Source organism: uncultured Lamprocystis sp. (genome assembly GCF_903933125.1).
Lineage (GTDB): Bacteria > Pseudomonadota > Gammaproteobacteria > Chromatiales > Chromatiaceae > Thiodictyon.
In genome coordinates this window covers 30,717-47,095 of record NZ_CAIZIZ010000470.1, presented here as the reverse complement: position 1 = coordinate 47,095, position 16,379 = coordinate 30,717, and the positions used below count along the sequence as shown (strand labels likewise).

Annotated in this window: 19 protein-coding genes; 1 reads left to right on the top strand and 18 read right to left on the bottom strand. The window is 63.0% G+C overall.

Annotation, left to right across the window (positions count from 1 at the left end; all coding sequences use genetic code 11):
- Positions 1-354 precede the first annotated feature (354 nt).
- Positions 355-1,827 (top strand): linear amide C-N hydrolase, encoded by a 1,473-nt coding sequence (locus QZY03_RS25400; RefSeq protein WP_295585815.1) that lies wholly within the window; start codon positions 355-357, stop codon positions 1,825-1,827.
- Positions 1,828-1,903: 76 nt separating this feature from the next.
- On the opposite strand, the gene QZY03_RS25395 is transcribed toward QZY03_RS25400, so the two are convergent.
- The 18 genes from QZY03_RS25395 to QZY03_RS25310 all read right to left on the bottom strand — a co-directional run bounded on the left by QZY03_RS25395 (position 1,904) and on the right by QZY03_RS25310 (position 16,046).
- Positions 1,904-4,042 (bottom strand): CDC48 family AAA ATPase, encoded by a 2,139-nt coding sequence (locus QZY03_RS25395; protein WP_295585813.1) that lies wholly within the window; start codon positions 4,040-4,042, stop codon positions 1,904-1,906.
- A gap of 4 nt (positions 4,043-4,046) precedes the next feature.
- On the bottom strand, positions 4,047-4,580 hold the full coding sequence (locus tag QZY03_RS25390; RefSeq protein ID WP_295585811.1) for a gas vesicle protein GvpH: 534 nt from the start codon (positions 4,578-4,580) through the stop codon (positions 4,047-4,049).
- Between the two features lie 99 nt (positions 4,581-4,679).
- Entirely contained in the window at positions 4,680-5,375 is a 696-nt protein-coding gene (locus QZY03_RS25385; protein WP_295585809.1) for a hypothetical protein, read from the bottom strand.
- A 12-nt stretch (positions 5,376-5,387) separates the two neighbouring features.
- Positions 5,388-5,753, bottom strand: coding sequence for a gas vesicle protein (locus QZY03_RS25380; RefSeq protein WP_295585806.1), 366 nt, complete (start codon positions 5,751-5,753; stop codon positions 5,388-5,390).
- Positions 5,754-5,763: 10 nt separating this feature from the next.
- On the bottom strand, positions 5,764-6,159 hold the full coding sequence (locus tag QZY03_RS25375) for a gas vesicle protein K (RefSeq protein ID WP_295585804.1): 396 nt from the start codon (positions 6,157-6,159) through the stop codon (positions 5,764-5,766).
- A complete protein-coding gene (locus QZY03_RS25370) occupies positions 6,152-6,370 on the bottom strand; it encodes a gas vesicle protein (RefSeq protein ID WP_020507562.1) in 219 nt (72 codons plus the stop codon). Before QZY03_RS25370 ends, QZY03_RS25375 begins: the two co-directional genes overlap by 8 nt.
- On the bottom strand, positions 6,367-6,777 hold the full coding sequence (locus tag QZY03_RS25365; RefSeq protein WP_295585800.1) for a gas vesicle protein GvpG: 411 nt from the start codon (positions 6,775-6,777) through the stop codon (positions 6,367-6,369). Before QZY03_RS25365 ends, QZY03_RS25370 begins: the two co-directional genes overlap by 4 nt.
- Positions 6,778-6,851: 74 nt before the next feature.
- On the bottom strand, positions 6,852-7,628 hold the full coding sequence (locus tag QZY03_RS25360; RefSeq protein WP_295585796.1) for a GvpL/GvpF family gas vesicle protein: 777 nt from the start codon (positions 7,626-7,628) through the stop codon (positions 6,852-6,854).
- Positions 7,629-7,710: 82 nt separating this feature from the next.
- Positions 7,711-7,914, bottom strand: a complete 204-nt coding sequence (locus QZY03_RS25355; protein WP_295585794.1) for a hypothetical protein — start codon at positions 7,912-7,914, stop codon at positions 7,711-7,713.
- Between the two features lie 24 nt (positions 7,915-7,938).
- Positions 7,939-8,331, bottom strand: coding sequence for a hypothetical protein (locus tag QZY03_RS25350; RefSeq protein WP_295585791.1), 393 nt, complete (start codon positions 8,329-8,331; stop codon positions 7,939-7,941).
- Positions 8,332-8,368: 37 nt separating this feature from the next.
- Positions 8,369-9,355 (bottom strand): gas vesicle protein GvpN, encoded by a 987-nt coding sequence (gvpN, locus tag QZY03_RS25345; RefSeq protein ID WP_295585790.1) that lies wholly within the window; start codon positions 9,353-9,355, stop codon positions 8,369-8,371.
- A gap of 234 nt (positions 9,356-9,589) precedes the next feature.
- A complete protein-coding gene (locus tag QZY03_RS25340; protein ID WP_295585787.1) occupies positions 9,590-10,330 on the bottom strand; it encodes a hypothetical protein in 741 nt (246 codons plus the stop codon).
- Positions 10,331-10,498: 168 nt separating this feature from the next.
- Positions 10,499-10,717, bottom strand: coding sequence for a gas vesicle structural protein GvpA (gene gvpA / locus QZY03_RS25335; RefSeq protein WP_020503491.1), 219 nt, complete (start codon positions 10,715-10,717; stop codon positions 10,499-10,501).
- A gap of 476 nt (positions 10,718-11,193) precedes the next feature.
- Positions 11,194-11,616, bottom strand: a complete 423-nt coding sequence (locus QZY03_RS25330; RefSeq protein WP_295585785.1) for a response regulator — start codon at positions 11,614-11,616, stop codon at positions 11,194-11,196.
- 62 nt (positions 11,617-11,678) lie between these two features.
- Positions 11,679-13,169 carry a PAS domain-containing protein gene (locus QZY03_RS25325; RefSeq protein WP_295585782.1) on the bottom strand — a complete coding sequence of 497 codons (1,491 nt, stop codon included), beginning with the start codon at positions 13,167-13,169 and terminating at the stop codon, positions 11,679-11,681.
- The gene (locus tag QZY03_RS25320; protein WP_295585781.1) at positions 13,147-13,905 is read right to left on the bottom strand and encodes a GvpL/GvpF family gas vesicle protein; all 759 of its coding nucleotides are present in this window, start codon (positions 13,903-13,905) and stop codon (positions 13,147-13,149) included. Before QZY03_RS25320 ends, QZY03_RS25325 begins: the two co-directional genes overlap by 23 nt.
- A complete protein-coding gene (locus QZY03_RS25315; protein WP_295585778.1) occupies positions 13,902-14,654 on the bottom strand; it encodes a GvpL/GvpF family gas vesicle protein in 753 nt (250 codons plus the stop codon). The genes QZY03_RS25320 and QZY03_RS25315 overlap by 4 nt, the downstream gene beginning before the upstream one ends.
- 9 nt (positions 14,655-14,663) lie before the next feature.
- Positions 14,664-16,046, bottom strand: a complete 1,383-nt coding sequence (locus tag QZY03_RS25310; RefSeq protein ID WP_295585775.1) for a sigma-54 dependent transcriptional regulator — start codon at positions 16,044-16,046, stop codon at positions 14,664-14,666.
- Between the last annotated feature and the right edge of the window lie 333 nt (positions 16,047-16,379).

The window sequence follows — 16,379 nt, the reverse complement described above, 5'->3', positions numbered from 1 at the left end:
GCTAAAACTGACAAATCCTATAATTTACAACGCTTAATCTATCAAGTGCCGAAAGCGCCGTATTGTCAGAGTTCAGTAACATATCAAGAAATTGCAAACGGTTGTCTTTAATATGCAATTTCTGAACCGGATCTCCTCTAAGCTAAATAGGGCCTCATGCGGCGCCTTATCTAGCCATCGGACGTGATAACCGGACGTAGGGGCGGGTTTCAAACCCGCCCCTACACCAAGGGTCTGTCCGGATATCAGGTAGGAAGGCGATAAGCGCCGGGTTTGGGTCTCCCCCTCAATGCGCCGATACGCCCCGGAGGGACCTGCCTCGTGTCGTAACAAAGGAGTCGACTCGTGCAAAACATGCGCTACCCGCTGCTCGGCGGTGTGCTTTGGTTATTGTCGCTTGCGCAGTGTCAAGCCTGTTCTGATGTGATGCTTGACCCCGCCAGTACCCGTGACGGCGACGTGGTCTCGGTACGGACGCTCGATTTCCCAAAGGTCGAGCTGTTCGGTTCGCAGTTCGTCAAGGTCCCCCGCGGGACTATATGGCAGTCGATAAATCCCATTGATGGCAAAGCGGGTCTCAGATGGACGAGTCGCTATGGTTTTGTCGGTCAGGATGGCCTGTACCCCTTGGTCAAGATGTTCCACAAGGGTCAGCGCATTTATCTCGACGGGATGAACGAGACGGGGCTTTCCGCCGCCTGGCTCTGGCTGGACGAAGCGGGATATCCCACCATGGTGAACGCTAAGGATCAGGCTCTCTTCATTCCCGACGTGCCGGCCTGGATTCTGAGTCAATATGACTCCGTGCCCCAGGTGAAAGCGGCGCTGTCGAATGCACAGATCTGGTTTTTTCAGGTGATTGAGAAAGTGCTTCCGTTGCATCTGGTGGTGCGGGATGCCGCGGGATCGTCCATGATCGTGGAGTGGATTCGCGATGCCCAGGGTGAGTCGGTCATGCACATCTACGACGGGGACTATGTGGACGATGTGGGTGTGCTGACAAATTCTCCGTCCTACCCCGTCCAAGTGAACAACTTGAATTTGTATAGTGGGGTCAGCAACCTGGATGGTCTGGATGGCGCGCCCGGCGGTTTTCCGCCGCTCAATCGCTTCGTGCTCCTGGCGAAGATCCGTCAATTCCTCAAACCGATCGATTCGCGTATGGGCGCTGTCGCTCAGGCGCTGCACCTCATGAACAGCGCCGATGTCCCACTGGGGGCCTACGTGGATACTGGATATGATGACGTGACCGGTGTCACTCTGGTCCGTGACCACACGCATCGCACGCTCTACTTCAAGGGGCTTTTTAACCAGTCTCTGCGCAAGATCGATCTCAATGCCATCGATTTCTCGCCGGGGCCCCAGGCGGACATCCCGGTCGATATCAACCCGGACGATTCCGAGCGTTATGCACAGGCGGAGGACGTGACAGCCGATTTGGACGCGCCCATCGCCACTTACGAATACATCAACAGCCAAGAATCCTTGCTGGATCTCGACCTGAAGGTGGCAGTCGACCCGGCTGATCTGGGCAAAACCGGCAAGATGTATATCTATGCCTTCGATCGGGATAACGGCTTTTGGAACTGGACGGGAGCCCGCTTCGGCTGGCGCAAGATCCCACGGGGCGCGATGCTGCCGTGTTACAGCGGTAACCTGGTGACCACCACGTTCGCCAAGATTTTCGTGAAGGCCTCGGTCACGCGCTGGAAAGGACTCCGGATATTTGTCGGGTACGGCCAGTCTCCGGCGGACATGCTGCTCGCCGGCACCGTGCAGCAGGTCTTCATGGTCGAGCATGACCTGCGTCTGCAGGCGCAGGAGTAAGGACAAACAAAAACGGCGCGGCCCCATTCACCGGGACCGCGCCGTACGACTGCCTCGGGCTTGAGGCCTTTCCCCCCTAACGGGTTCTGACCGAGTCGAGCGCGGCCGTCAGGTCGGCCATCTCGATCAGGATCTTGACTGCTTCCGGGTCCGGCGCGTCGGGATTGCTTGCCACCGCGCGCCGCACCGCGGCCAGAGCGGCGCGGTTGCAGACGGCGGCGACCTCCGCCCCGCTGAAGCCGGCACTGTCGCGCACCAGGGTATCGATATCGATGCCGGGGGTGACGGGCTTGCCGCGCAGATGGACCTTGAAGATTTCCTGGCGTCCTTCGTCGTCCGGCACCGGGATGCGGATGATCTCGTCGAAGCGTCCGGGTCGGAGGACCGCCGGGTCGAGGATGTCCACCCGGTTGGTGGCTCCCAGGACCAGGACCCCGCGCAGGTCTTCGATGCCGTCCATTTCGGCCAGGAACTGGCTCAGGACGCGCTCGCCGACCGGGTTGTCACCGCCGCCGCCGCGGGCCGACACCAAGGCGTCGATCTCGTCGAAGAACATGATGCAGGGGGCGGCCTGCCGGGCCTTGTGGAACATCTCACGCACGGCGCGTTCGGACTCGCCGACATACTTGGACATCAGGGCCGGGCCCTTGATCGAGATGACGTTGACCTGGGTCTCATTGGCCACCGCCTTGGCGAGCATGGTCTTGCCGCAGCCGGGCGGGCCGTCGAGCAGGATGCCCTTGGGCGGGCGCACGCCGGCCTGTTCGAACAGGTGCGGGTATTTGAGCGGCCAGGCGACGGCTTCTTTCAGGAGTTCCTTGGTCTGATGCAGACCGCCGACGTCGTCCCAGCTCACGTCCGGGATTTCGACGAAGACCTCGCGGACCGCGGACGGCTCCACGTCGTGCAGGGCCTCGATGAAATCGTCGCCGCAGATTTCGAGTGTGGCCAGGCGTTCGTAAGGAATCGTCTGCAGGCTGAGATCCAACTCCGGCATGATGCGCCGCAGACAGATCATGGCCGCCTCACGGCACAGGCCCTGCAAGTCCGCACCGACGAAGCCGTGCGTGACATCGGCCAGGTGGCGCATGTCGACGTCGGCCTTGAGCGGCATACCGCGGCTGTGGATCTCGAGGATCTCCAGCCGGCCGTTACGGTCCGGGATCGGGATCTCGATCTCGCGGTCGAAGCGTCCGGGTCGACGCAGCGCCGGATCGATCAGATCCGGCATGTTGGTGGCGGCGATGACGATGACGTTGGCGCGGCGGTTGAGCCCGTCCATCAGGGCGAGCAACTGCGCCACCACCCGCTTCTCGACCTCGCCCAGCGTCCCCTCGCGCTTCGGGGCGATGGCGTCGATCTCATCCAGGAAGATGATGCTGGGTCCTTTGGCCCCGGCCTCCTGGAAGATCTTGCGCAGATGCGCCTCGCTCTCCCCGTAGAACTTGTGGATGATCTCGGGTCCGCTCACCGAGAAGAAGTTTGCCTCCGCTTCGGCGGCGATGGTGCGGGCAATCAGGGTCTTGCCGCAGCCCGGCGGGCCTTTCATCAAGACGCCCTTGGGCGCATCGATACCGAGCCGGTCGAAGAGCTCCGGATAGCGCAGCGGCAGCTCGATCATCTCGCGGATGCGCTGGAGCTGGGGCTTGAGGCCGCCGATGTCCTCGTAGGAGACCGGGTTGGGGACCGATGCCGCGGCCGCGGCTTTCTGGCCCTTGGGTCCGCTGATGACGAGTTGCGTGGTCGGGTTGATGATGACGGTGCCGCGCGGGCTGGTACCCGCCACCCGGAAGTCGGTCGCACGGCTGCCGAACAGGGTGACGCGGACGCGATCTCCCTCACGGACGGGCAGCCCGTCGAGCAGGCTGCCGATATAGGGCAGGTCCCGCTCAGTGGGGGTGACGGTGGTCGGCGCCAGGGTGATGCGGTCCGCCGGGGCGTGTTCCGTCACCCGCAGGACGACGAACTCGTCGAGCCCGGCACCCGCGTTATCGCGGCTGATGCCGTCCAACTGCACCCGACCCTGGCCGCGAATGTCCTTGAAGGCGGGCAGCACCTTGCAGACCGCCGTGCGCTTGCCCTCCACCTCGACGATGTCGCCGATGGCCACGCCCAGGCGGGCCATGTCCGCCGGGTCCATGCGGGCGAAGGCACGGCCCACGTCTTTACTCAGGGCCTCGGTGACCTTCAATCTCAAATCGACCGTCTCGCTCATGGCTCTACTCCTTGTTCGCGGTGGGCGCGGTCTTGGCGCACTTGATCTCGACCACGCCGTTGTTGCAGGTGATGCTCAAGACACCGCTATTGCACTGGGCCGGAAGCATGATCTCTTTGTAGTAGGAGCGCTCGCCCTTGCCGGCGCGCAGGGTCAGGATGTCATCGGCGACTTCGGCCTGAACCTCCTCGACCGCGACGCCCGGCATCTCGGCCACCAGGACGACCTGCTCCGGCTCGTCGAAGATGTCGATTACCGGCTCCCGGACTTCCTGCACCACGGCATGGCCGGTCGTCTTGTCGCGTTTGATGTTGCCGAAGGGCTCCACCTTGACCTCATCGCGGTCACCGCCGATGCCGGTACGCACGGTAAACCCATAGACGCCCTTGAAGTTCTTGCCCTCGCCCTGGACGTCGAAGTTGCCCTCGCGTTTGAGTTGTTCGCCCTTTTCGGCCAAGTCCCCGAGTTTCTCGACCAGATTGGCAAGTCCGCCGAAAAGGCCCTCGATCGATCCTGCCTGACGTCTACGGTTGATCATCTCTTGTTACCTCGTTGTAAGCTGCGGTGCGCCACCCTGGTACATTGCGTCCTGGTGCTATCCCGCGGCGGTGGATAGCGGGGACTCCCCGTGGCCCCGTCAGGGGTCGGCGTCGCTTTCGGCCGGTGCGCCGACCCCGTCGGCCCCCACCGGGGTGCCCAGGGGGTAGGCGACCTGGATATCCGGATCGAGCCAAGGGGTGACGTCGTGGAGCATCCCGAGGAACAGAATGCCGATCTCGCCCGTCGCCAGGGTTGCGTTGATGCGCTCGGCAATGAAGCGGTCACGTGCCTTGAGCAGCATGCGCGCGTGCATCTGCAACGCGTCGCGGCCGTCTCCGTCGAGTTCTTCCATCTGTTCGGGGGCCAGGAGGCGCTTGGCCAGATTGTATTCCTGGAGCAGTAAGGGGGCTGACTCGGTACCCATGATCGTCGCCCCCTTGGTATGCAGGCGCAGCAGTATCCGGTGGTTACGGCTGCCTTTGTAGGTCATCTCCTTGACGATATCGAGTTCGTGTTCGCAGATCGGCAAGCCGTCCTGATAGAGCCGGGTCCGTTCGGGGGGCAGGTGCATGGCCTCGATCAGCCGTTCGATCTCGGTCCACATCTGATCGACCGTGTGGACCCGCCGCCGCCAGGCCTCCGCACCCAAGGCGGTGCGGGTGGCGGACTGCACGGGTTTGCCTAATGCACCCAGATCGACGACGCTATGGATGACCGGGCAATAGATCAGGGTACGCGGCACCGCGAGACCAGTGTGACCGGTCTCCGCAAGGGGATGGGTCTGGTCCGACATGGCGGCTTGTCCTTAAGGCTGCGCGGGTACCTCGGCGGGTCCCTGCTTGATCAGCAGCGACTCGATCCGGGCCAAACGGTCTTCGATGGAGGCTGATCCAGGAGCGGCGGCGGTGGCGGCCGGCAAGGCCAGCGCGGGCTCCTGCTTGGACAGGCCCTTGAACATGGCGTTATCGGACCACCAGTCGATGCCCATTTCGCGGGCTTTATCCACCGAGCAAATCACCAGGCGCAACTGGATGGTGAGCAGTTCGATGTCGACGAGCTTGATCCGGATGTCGCCGGCAATGACGATGCCTTTGTCGAGAACCCGCTCCAGCAGGTCGGCGACGCTGGTGCTGTTGGTTGAATGGGTGAGGCTGGCGCGTTGCAGGGACATGATAGCGGCCTTAAAAGAGCTTGCCGAGCGGTCCCAGGTCGAGGTTCAGATCCTCTTCCTCGAGGCCGAGGATGCGGCGCAGGCGGTCGATTTCATCAGCCTGACGCATCAGTGTCAGACCGAGTTGTTCAATGTCGTCGTCACCGAGATCGCCGCCGTCCATGCGGCGGATCGCCTGACGCTCCAGCAGGACGTGCAGCAGTTTTACCAGGGTCAGCACCAACTGGCCCAGACCTCGCTGCACGCGCTCGGCATCGATGTCGATCCGGCGGCTGGTGGCGGCGACCTTTGATTCGAGCAGTTCCGCGAGCAGACTCGCCTGGCGTAAGGGGGCATCGACCCCCGCGGGATCCGGCGCGGGCAGGGGTTGGTTGGTGACTTCGGCGGTGTCGGCGACGCTAGACATGGAGGTGTTCCCGCCGCGCGGTTTCCACGGAGGTGAGGACCAGTTGCAGGCTGAGATACAGCAGGTCGACATTGGCGACCGCGATGGTCAGCTCTCCGGAAATCACCGCGCCCTTGTTCAGGATGCGATCCAGGGCCTCACACAGCGAGACACGCTGCAGCTCCTGATGGGCTTCAGAGTCGTTCGGGGTGTCGCCGATCGCGAGCATCATGACGAGACATTCTTCTTGGTAGAGGTGGTGGGTAGGCCGGGGCTTGCGGGCTCCGCTGCGATCGGGGTCTCGATCAGGGCGTTACGCATCCCGGGGTAGGCGTCCGCCACAACGACGGTCGATCCGGACTCCGCATCGCCTTCATCGTCGTCATCATCCTCCTCTTCGCCCTGCGCCTCCGTGCGCGCGTCCAGGGCGTCGAGCTCGTCCAGCAGGGCTTGCTCACGATCGTCGAAGACCTCTTCCGTGATGTCGCCTTGCTCCAGTGACACGTAGAGGGCGCTCAGTTCGGCCATGATCTGATCACGGCGCTCCCGTTGCGCCTCGCTGGCCGCCTTGTGGATTTCCTTGAATACCCAAAGAATCCCCTTGATTGGCGCGCCCAGTATGTCATCAACCAGCAACACGAGACACCTCCAATGCGTGCAGCCGACGGCAGGTCCGCGCCGACTCGATGGTTAGGGCGACAGCGTCGTGCCGGTTACAGCTTGATGTCCATCTCAACGAAATTGTGGGGTGCCCAGGGTCCATTGAAGTCAAACGCAAAGTTGTTGTCGAAGGGGCGCGCCGCTTGCAGCACCGCTTGCTCAAACCGCTGCTGATCGCTGCGCTTCACCAGGCAGGCGAGGTTCATAACCTCCTTTTCCGTCCGGCACTTGTTGCGCTTGATCTCACGGGAGCAGGTCCGCATGACCGCTTCAACCTGGTCGGTGAAGTCTTCACGATCCTGTTCGAGCAGGCGCTCGAAGCTGCGTCCCAGTGTGATCATCTGATCCTGCGTCAGGTTACCACCATCGCGGAAGAAGTCGTCGCGTAATTCCTGCAACTCCGGGTGGGCGCCGACGAAGTACTCGAAGATGTTGGGTACATCCCAGGTCATCCGCAGACCCATCTCCACGCCGTCGTTCACCCGCTCGAGTTGGCCTAAAAAGGCATCCTGGTTGTCCTTGAGGATGCGGGCGATCGCCGCGTCGTCATCGGCCAACAGGCCGAAGGCGGCGGGCAGGGGGGTGACGTCGCGCAGGAGTTGTTTCAACACGTCCTGGTGGGCGGCGAGGTTGCGTCGCTGCGGGCGGATGCGTCCGCTGGCCAGGTCACTGACTACCGCGGCCACCCGTCCATTGCCGATGGTATAGACCAAGCCCTCATCAAGCCCGATGTTCCCCAGGTCGTGTTGACCCTGGTCGGGGATGATCGCGTAAATATACCGCCCGACCCCCGCGTTCTCCTGTTCAACTTCGTTGTTTGGCTGTGGCATCGCTGGACCTCTGGCTCAGGTCGCGGCGGGTGGCCGCGCCGGCCATTATTCAATGGGGGCTCAATCAGGCTGCAATTGGGCTTCAGGTGTTATGGGATTGGGACCGTTGCGCCTTCGGTGCCGCTGCGGCCTGAGGGCTGTCGGTCATGGACCGTAGATGACCGTCTTCGACGCGGACCGTCATCAGGCTCTTGCACACCGAACAGCGCAGCGGACCCTCATAATCATTATAGGCGTCGCCCAGATCGATGGCATGACCGCAAAACATACAGTGGACGTTGTTCATTTCTGACTCTGGAGTGTCGCTTGCTCAATAGCGGATTTTCACGGCGTCGGAGACACTGGTCTCGACCGGTGTGGATTGCGTGGTGAGGCGCCCCCGACGCCGCGGGTCGCCCGCCGGAGTCCTCATCGACCCCTTGGTCGCCGGGCTTCCGGCGGCGGACGGCGGGACCTGAGGGATGGACTCCACACCCAGGAGTTGCAGCAGCAGATCTTTTTCCTGATCGATCTCGATGCAGCGCGCATCGATGTTGGTGACACGCAGCATGGCGCTTTCACGCTCTTGCTGACGGCGATGGCGCTCGGTTTCCAGGGCGAACAGCCGCATATACATCTTATGCGGCGTATGCAGGTCGTCCGCCTTGCCCGCCAAGGTCTTGATGTCGCGAACGGTACGTGCCGGTTGGGCGAACTTGGACATAATTCTAAACCCTCTGTTGACTCGTCGGACTCACAGGCTATACCGGCTTGGGCTCAACCACCTTGGGGCGCCGTGCTCTGCCGCTGATCCGCGCGACCACCTCATCGACCGGCGATTCATTCAGCGAACTGCCGTCGCGGCGGACCTTGGCGACATCCATGTCGAGGATGTCGCGGCAGATATCGCGGAAGAACAGGTTGTCGGCGCGCGCACTGATCTTGCAATTCTGCAGGACGGTCGCGATGGCGATACAGGCGCGCAGGGTCGGGCGATGATGGTTGACGCTCTGCTCACGCAGTTCGCGGACGATGTCCACCACGATGGCCGCTTCGCTGGCCGGCAGTCCGGACTTGGCCTGGGTGACCCGGATCTCGGTCTCCCGGTCATAGTGACTGACTTTCATCGTGATCATGCGGTCCATCAGGGCATCCTGGGTCTTGTGGGTGCCCGCGTATTCTTCCGGATTGGAGGTGAAGATCACCCGAAATTCCGGATGGACCTGGAGATAGCCGGCGCCCTGATGACGGCGGTTCGGCAGATTCAGGATGCCCTCGCCCAGGATACTGAGAAAGAGGTTGTTGACCTCGGGGCGGGAGCGGTTGAATTCGTCGTAAATCAGCGTCTCGCCGTTGATGCAGGCGGTGGTGACGCGATTGTCGATCCAGAAGGTGCGGACCTCTTCCTCGGTCTTGACCACCGAATGGATGTAGTTGTCCACCAGGGTATTGCGCCGATAGCCGTTGTCCTGGCCGACGAAATCGGAGACGCCGAACTCATCGTTGCCGTGAATCAGCTTGACCGGCCGGCCGCGCTTGGCCGCGGCATGGAAGGCGAGGGTGGTCTTGCCGGTGCCCGCGGGGCCGGCGAGATGCACCGGAAAACCGGCCTCGAGATAGGCGGAGGCCCGCTGGGCCAATGCTTCGACCTGGGGTGTGGCCACGAAGGTGTCGCTCGCCTCGGGCTGCACATTATCACTATTCATCGCGGGGACCTGGCCGGCAGCTTCCAAGGGTTCGACGCTCATTCTGGTTATCCTGGCTTGATCGGTGTGGGGTATCGCGAATGAATGGCACACCCCGGCGAATGATTTGGTTTCCTTTTGGTTGTTCCTCGCTGCGTCGAGGTTCCGGTCAGTCCGTTGACCTGTAAACTGCAATGCAGACCCCGCGTCAGGTACCTGGGCGCGCCCGGCATGGCGCGACCAGTGCCTTGACACGAAAGGCAACCACGATAGACCCAGGTACCTAGTCTACTCTGACTAATCCTCGCTGACATCCTCTCGCTGAGCCCGCGACGGTGCGGCATCAGTCACGATCGGCGTCGGCATGGGTTTCTCCGCGGGCTTTGGCGCTGGTTCCTTGTGCGCGGCGGCCTTGTGCTGAGCCTTGGGTGCGGGATTAGCCGCCGCCTTGGGGCTGACAGCGGGTGGCGGCGGGGCCGCCGGTTTCGTGGGCTCGCCGCGCCAGGCTTGACGGGCCGCATGGCGCTCGCCGGCGAAGTCGCCGACCAATTGCTGCGTCTGCTGCTGGATGTCGGCGACGGCGTGCACGATCCCGGAGACGAACGACTGGCCGGCGGCCCGGACGTCCATCGCCATCACGCCGCGGGCGTGCCGGAAACCGTCCTGCATCCGGGCGACGTCATCGCGTAACGCGACGGCTGCTTGATCCCGTGCCGAACGGGACTCGGCTGCAGACTGGGCAAGCGCTTCCCGGACGCTGGCCTGGCGGCTTGCGGCCGCGACGCGGATATCGGCAACGGCACCCCCCAAGCGGGCGAGGAAGGCGTTGCGGTCGGCCCGCGCGGCCTCGGCCATGTCGGCATGTTGATCACGGAAATTGGCCTGGAGCGACTCCACATTGCTCTTCAAATCGCTGATGAAGGCGTGCGCGGCGTCGGTGACTTCCTGGCGGGTGTCGGCAATCAGGGTTTGGCGGGCGATGCGATCGGATTGGATCTCGTCGCGCAGCCGCCCCATATCTTCAGTAAAACGGCCCATTGTTTGCTCCTAACTAGCGGATTGCGGAATTGGACCTGGAGCAGGCGGGTCCCCGCGCAGCCCAATCACCAGGTTCGGCGCGGCTTGCCACCTGACCCGGTGGGAAGTGTCGCTCGGAGTCGATGCCTCATGCATCGGAGCGACACCCCCAAGGCACGAGACGCTCGATCAGGCTGGAGCGGCTGCCGGAGCGGTGAGGCCGATGGCCTCGGCATACTTCAGGTAGGTTTCGACCGAGGCGATGACCACACGGGCTTCAACGGCGAGCAGTTCGATACCGACCAGCGAGACCTTCAACCACGCATCGATCACGATGCCCTTGTCGAGGATGCGGTCAACGACTTCGGCCAGGCTGGAGGAATCAGTAGAGTTGGCGACTTTTGCCATTTTCGTAGACCTCTGAACGTCGTAATAGTTGCACAGGATGTGCGCCATAAGCGAGGCTGCCGGGCTTTGAGTCACCAACGCGGGTCCGTCCGCACCAGCCCCGTCGATCACCCTCTGTGCGCCGCTCAATACTGCTTGCGGGTTCAGGGCTCGTCGGCGTGGCATCCTGCCGGTCTGTTCGCTTGTCTGTATATAAGCACTCGCCGTGCCAAGATTTGATGTGGGCTGCTCTGGAATGTGACCCATGACGCAAACAATGGCTTAGCGGGATCTTGTCAGTGCGGTGTGATGGCGCCCGCCGGATTCACCGCGCCGGGTTATGGAGTGCCTTCCATAAACCGGGTGACGGTTCCATAGCCGCGGACGGTCCACACAGCGGACCCGACGGGATAACTGTGATCGGTTGGGTCCGCTGTGCGGACCGACGAGCGCGCAGATTCCGGGGTGGCCGGGTTGATGATCAAGGCCACGGTCGGCTAGGCCGCGACCACCCGATCGATCACTGCGAGGATCTCCTGATGGAGGAAGGGCTTGGCGACGAAGGCCTGAATCAGCCCGCTCTTTAGGGCTTGTTCGACGACCGGATCATCGGAAAAGAAGTAACCGGAGATCAGGATAACAAACGGATCGTGCTGGACGCGTCGCAAGTGCTCGATGAGCACCGGACCTTCGGTATCCGGCAGTTTCGCATCCACGAAGACGGCGCGGTAGCGGTTATGGCGGCTCAGTTCGAGCGCTTCCTGACCACAGCCGGCGTGATGGGAGCGAAATCCGCGCTGGGCAATCAGCCGCCCCAGTATCCAGTTGATATCCGGTTCGTCATCGACGGTGAGAAAGGTGGGGGTCTCCGCCGCGAATAGCGGGGGCGGCCCCTTTGCGACTGCCGAGGATGTGGTCATAGGAACACGCAGTGGTCAGCGATCATTAAAGCCATGGCCATCCTCAAGGTCATCGGGTGTCCTCAAGCCAATGGCAAATGAACGCAGAAGCAGGTGCCGATTCCGGGCTCGCTTGCCACCTCGATGCGTCCGCGGTGTTGTTGAATGATCGAGTAGCAGATGGAGAGCCCGAGCCCGGTGCCTTTGCCGACCGGTGAGCGGGTGTAGAAGGGGTCGAAGATCTTGCCGATATCCGCGGGATCGATGCCGACACCAGTGTCGGCGATGCGCACCAGGACATCCTCCCCATCACCGTCCAGCGACAGGCTCAGCAGGCCGCCATTGGGCATGGCGGCGATGGCATTGAGCAGGATATTGATGAAGGCCTGTTCAAGCAGGCTGGGTACGCCGCGTACCGCCAAGGTTTGGGGGCAGAATTCGGTCTCGATCTCGAGCTGGTTGAGATGCGCCTGGTGACTGACGACGGACAGCGCCTGGGTGAGCAAGGCCGTCGGGTCGATGCGGGTCATTTTCTCAGCGGCCGACGAGCGGGCGAAGCGCAGCAGGTTCTCGATGATCTCGGACGCCTTATGGATACCGGCAATGGTCTTCTCGACACATTCACGGTGCAGTTCCGGGTCCAGGTCCTCATCACGCAGAAACTGGGCCGCGGATGAGCACACCGCCAGCGGGTTGCGGATTTCGTGGGCGATGCCGCCGGCCATGACCCCCAGGGCCGCGAGTTTTTGTGATTGCAGTAACTGGGTTTCCAGGCGGTGGCGCTCGCTCAGATCCCGTCCGGCGGCCACCATCCCGGTGGTCTCACCGTCGGCGTTGCGCATCGGCGCAAGCGTCCAGGAAACCGCGATGCGCTCCTCGGACAGGGTGATCAGTGCCCACTCGGCCATCCGGCTGGCAGTCAGCGTGGGACTATCCGCGAGCGCCTGTTCGATCTCCTGGCGGTCCGTCGGGGCGAAGAACTCCGACAGGCCGCGACCGATCACCTCGGCGGCCAGGTAGCCCGTGAGCCGTTCCGCGGCCTTGTTCCAGCTGAGGATGTGGCCGCGGTTGTCGGTTGAGACGAGGATATCGCTGGCGCTTTCCACCACGCTGGCAAGATGGCGCTCCACCCGCTGGATGTCCTGGCTGAGCCGCACCTGCTCGGTGATGTCCTCCATGAGAAACAGGGCGTACTGAACCTGATCATTCCAATTGAAGGGCAAGGCGCGGAAATGATAGGTCCGCATGGGCACGCTGGGGGCGCGGAAGGTCATCCGCTGGGAGCGGCTTTGCTCGTTGCGTTCAAAGACCCGCTGGACGCAATCAAGGATGCGGGTGCGCTCGACGATCGTCGGTGGGAAGACGTCCTCGAAGCGGTGGCCGATCGTGTCCTTGGGCGTACGATTGCCTTTTTGCAGGAAATTGCGATTCGCCATGACGATGCGCAGTCGGCGGTCCACCAGCAGGATCGAGGATGGAATCGCATCGAACAGTGTGCGAAACAGGTTCTCGTAGGGCTCCCGGGTACCGTCCGCGTAAACGCGGCCCGGATCAAGTGAAGGATCGGAGATCATCGTCGATCGCTCCCACGAAATTGTAGGGCGGCCAGGGGCCGGTGACCAGACCGGTGCCGGGGATCGCCAACTGATCCTGCTGTAAGCCCGTGATAAAGCGGGCGCTGACCTCGCGTGGCACAAGAAAATATAGCGATAACAGTGATTTACCTCCAATTTGTCCGAACTCTTCGCGGATCTCGCGAAAGAGCCCAGGCACGGCCCGTTCGAGCGTGGCCTTGGCTGCTTGTGCCCGGGCGACGGCCAGTGCCTCGCCGTTCAGGCGCCGGCGGATGGCGGCCAAGTGGCCGTGGCCAGGGCGCGGGTCCGGATCCGGCCGGGCCTGCGTGCCGGGTTGGGGGGGCGGTGGAAAGGGACTCGCCGCCGCCAGAGTGGGCGCCGGCGGGTCAGGGAGCACCAGCCGGACGCCGAACTCAACACAATCGGCGAGATGATCGAGCAGTGCGAGGAGCCGATCGCGGTGTTTGTCCAGGAGTTTCAGGATCGCCTGATCGGTTGCCAGGACGCAGCCGAAGCGCATGGGGATCAGGGTCTCGGTCTGGTGGATATGCGCGATCAGGTCGGCGTATGCGGTCAGACGGGCACTGTCGGCGCGGCGGATCGCGTCGGGCTCCACGTCGGCGACCAGCGCGGCCAAATGATCCAGCGCAAGCATCCGCATCCCCGCGGGCAGCCCCGACGCGCATGGCGGTTCACGCAGGATGCAGTGAAGCATCGGACGGGTGGTGGTCGTCATGGTGCAACGCAAAAACTGTAAAGGGGCCAGGGACCGGAGCAGTGCAGTTCGAGACCGTGGTCCGCGTAGTCGATGCTGATCTGCGCAATCTCGGCGTGCAGTGCCGGGGCGTTCGCCGCGTCCACCAGACAGGCGCGATTGGCCACTGCCGGGTCGCGTGCCGGACGTTTGAGGACGGCCGCGCAGTGTTTGAGCAGGCGTGGGTCGAGGTCAGCGATACGTTGCGTGAGCCAGGGGCCGATCGCCTGTTCGGCTTGAACCTTCCGGCGCTGACGTAAGAGGTAGCCACGCCCGCCCGAGGGTGCATCCGGCGTCTCGGGAAACAGCGCGCGCATCCGTCCGGCCAGTGCCCGATCCTGGTCCAGCAGGACCTTGATCGCCCATTCTTCGCGCCCGGCCATGCGTGCGAAAAAATCGAGCAAGGTCCGCCGCCGGTGGGCGACCTCAATGGCGAGGGCTTGATCGGATGAGAAGAGGGTGGCGAACCGCAGGGGAAAGACGGTGGCGCGGGCCATGACGTGGTTGATCACGCGGTCGTGGGCCTCCAGGCGCGGCATCAGCCATTGCAGGTCCGCCAGCCGCCGTTCGGCAGCGTCGCCGGCGTAGCGGTCGCGCGGGACCTCGCACAGGACAGCGTTCAAACCGGCGATGGGACGAATGCAGATCGGGTCCTCCCAACCGCAGGCTGCGAAATCCAGATCAGTCGGAAGTGCGGCGGGAGCGAAACAGAAACAATAAATGGCGCCCATGGCGCCCCCTTAAGCGCTCAAGCCATAGGTTTTGAGCTTGGTATGAACCGTCTTGTAGTCCACCTGGAGCAGACGGGCAACTGCCGCCTTGTTGCCGTGGAGACGCTGCAGCGCTTCGAACAACACCTGACGCTCCACGTCCGCCATGCGTTTATGCACGATATCTTTGAGGGACATGCCGGCATGGAACAAGCTGGCCACGGCGGATTCGGGCCGGTCGGAGTCAGTCTCCGGCAATGCCAGGTGCTCGATGTCGATGGTATGGTTGGCGACCAGCACCGCCCGCCGCACGACGCTGCGCAACTGGCGCACGTTCCCCGGCCAGCGGAAAGCGAGCAGGGCCGCCGCGGCCTCGTCACTGAACGTGCTGACCTGTTTGTCCAGTTCCCGGTTGGCTTCGGCCAGAAAATCCTGGGCAATGTGCATGATATCTTCAGTGCGGGCGCGCAACGGCGGGAGCGCGATGCGATAGTCGCCTAGTCGATAGAGCAGGTCCTCGCGGAAGGTCCCCTTGGTGACCGCATCCTCCAAGTCCCGGTTGCTGGCTGACACCAGGCGCACGTCGACCGGGATCGGTTTGGTCCCGCCCACGCGGTAGATGACCCGCTCCTGCAACACCCGTAACAGCCGCGCCTGGGCGGACCAGGAGAGGTTGCCGATCTCGTCCAGGAAGAGGGTCCCGCCGTGGGCCGCCTCGAATTTTCCGGGCTGCTGCCGCTCCGCGCCGGTGAAGGCACCGCGCTCGTGACCGAACAGTTCGTTCTCGATCAGGGTGTCGGGGATGCTGCCGCAATCCACGGCAATGAAAGGAAGCTTGCTGCGTGGACTCAGGTCGTGGACCGCCCGCGCCACGACCTCCTTGCCGGAGCCGGTTTCGCCGAAGATGCTCACCGAGAAATCGGTGGGCGCTACCCGCTCGACGTCTTCGATGGTGCGGGTGATCGCCGGGCTGGGCCCCATGCGTGCGCGCAGGCTGCCCGGTGCGCCATGTCGGAGGGAGGGCCGCGGACAGCACGCCAGCGCTTCCCGCACTTTGGATAACAGTCCTTGGTTGTCGAAGGGTTTGGCGAGATAATCGAAGGCGCCTTCCTTGATCGCCACCACCGCGTTGGCAAGATCGGCGAAGCCGGTCAGCAGGATCACCGGGAGTCGTGCATCGGCGGTTTTGAGTCGGCGCAACAAGTCGATGCCGGTCATATCGGGCAGACAATAGTCGAGGATCGCGAGCCGCGGTCCACAGGAGCGGGCCAGGCCGATGGCTTCCTCGGCGCTGCCGGCGGCGATGACCTGATAGCCGCCGCGCTGGAGTACCAACTGCAGCATCCGGCGAATACCCTCCTCGTCATCAACCACCAGGACGACATCGCCTGGACCGCTACTGGAGTTGTTCATGCTGTGCTTCTCGCCGCGTGCTTGTGAGCGCCCCCGCCGGTGGGGAGGCCGACCGGTCAGACGCCGGCATTATTTGGCCTAACGGGGCGTCAGCGATCTCTTCTGGACTGGCAAGGTATCGCTACTTAGAGCCGGATTCCGGACTTTAGACTCGGTTTGAGCCCCGGCTCGGCGCAACCGCCAACACCACGGTGCCTAACGGTCCCGCAGAGGGTTTCGCCAATGCGAGTCCAACGATCTGCCTGGGACCAACTTGCCTGGGACTCTTGACGTTAGTCTAGCAAAATTCACCTCCTATCGCCCAGCTTACCGATAAAGTTTGGTTAAGCGTCC